Raw genomic sequence first — 936 nt, 5'->3', positions numbered from 1 at the left:
GAGGTTCTTGTTGTCATGATCGGGTTCCCGTTTGGAGTGAGGGTCGAGAAACGGCAGGCCGCTGCTCGGGCCGCGGCGGCTTCATGGTGGAAGCGGGGCGCGCCGACGGGAACGGAAGATCGCCCGATTCGTCCGGGAAGACTTCCCGGACGGGGCATGACTTGGACTTGCTGCCAAAGCCCCGCGTAAGGCCTTCCGAGGCTCTACTCCGAAGGGAGTAGGCGAGGACGCCCAAAGCAGGATTCGGGCGCGCGGCGGAGCTTCCTAGGATGGCGATGAGCGCCGTTTGGCGCCCGTGCCTTGTCCTGTCTCCCCGGAGGAATGAAGTGATGAACAAGAACAACGCCTTGCGCGGCCTGCTGGTGCTGGCCGGTCTCAGCCTCTCGAGCCTGGCGCTGGCCCACGGCGATGTGACCCCCCAGGCAGTGGACACCAAGGGACTCGAGCCGCTGGGCAAGGAATGGCGCGACACCAACCCCTACCGCAAGCCCTACGCCAAGCACGACCTCGCCGTCGAGATCGGCGCCTCCGCCTACAACCAGAACTGCGCGCGCTGCCACGGCCTGGAAGCCAAGTCCGGCGGCATCGCCCCGGACCTGCGCCTGCTGGAGACCGGCGCCGAGGGCGACGAATGGTTCAAGGAGCGGGTCATCAACGGCGCGGTGCGCGATGGCGCGGTGTACATGCCGAAGATGGCCGACTTCATCAGCCAGGAAGGCCTCTGGGCGATCCGCAGCTATCTGGAAAGCGTGCACGTCGACGAGTGACGCGCCCGACCCTTCGCCGCCGACCGCGGCGCCCTTGCACGAGTCCGCCGCGCCACGGCGGAACGACCACACAGGAGAGCTTCGCCATGATCTACGCAGCGCCCGGAACCCCCGGTGCCGTCGTTACCTTCAAGCCTCGCTACGGCAACTACATCGGCGGCGAGTTCGT

2 protein-coding genes are annotated in these 936 nt (G+C 66.9%); both read left to right on the top strand.

What is annotated here, in order from left to right; translation table 11 throughout:
* Window positions 1–329 precede the first annotated feature (329 nt).
* Window positions 330–767 (top strand): cytochrome c-550 PedF, encoded by a 438-nt coding sequence (gene pedF / locus HMPREF3014_RS04845; protein WP_003107652.1) that lies wholly within the window; start codon window positions 330–332, stop codon window positions 765–767.
* 86 nt (window positions 768–853) lie between these two features.
* A partial coding sequence (locus HMPREF3014_RS35000) for a hypothetical protein (protein WP_239667242.1) occupies window positions 854–936 on the top strand: 83 nt, incomplete at its 3' end.

The organism is Pseudomonas sp. HMSC065H01 (assembly GCF_001815235.1).
Classification (GTDB): Bacteria; Pseudomonadota; Gammaproteobacteria; order Pseudomonadales; family Pseudomonadaceae; genus Pseudomonas; species Pseudomonas aeruginosa.
The sequence above is the reverse complement of the archived record's forward strand: the minus strand, read 5'-3'. Positions and strand labels throughout refer to the sequence as shown.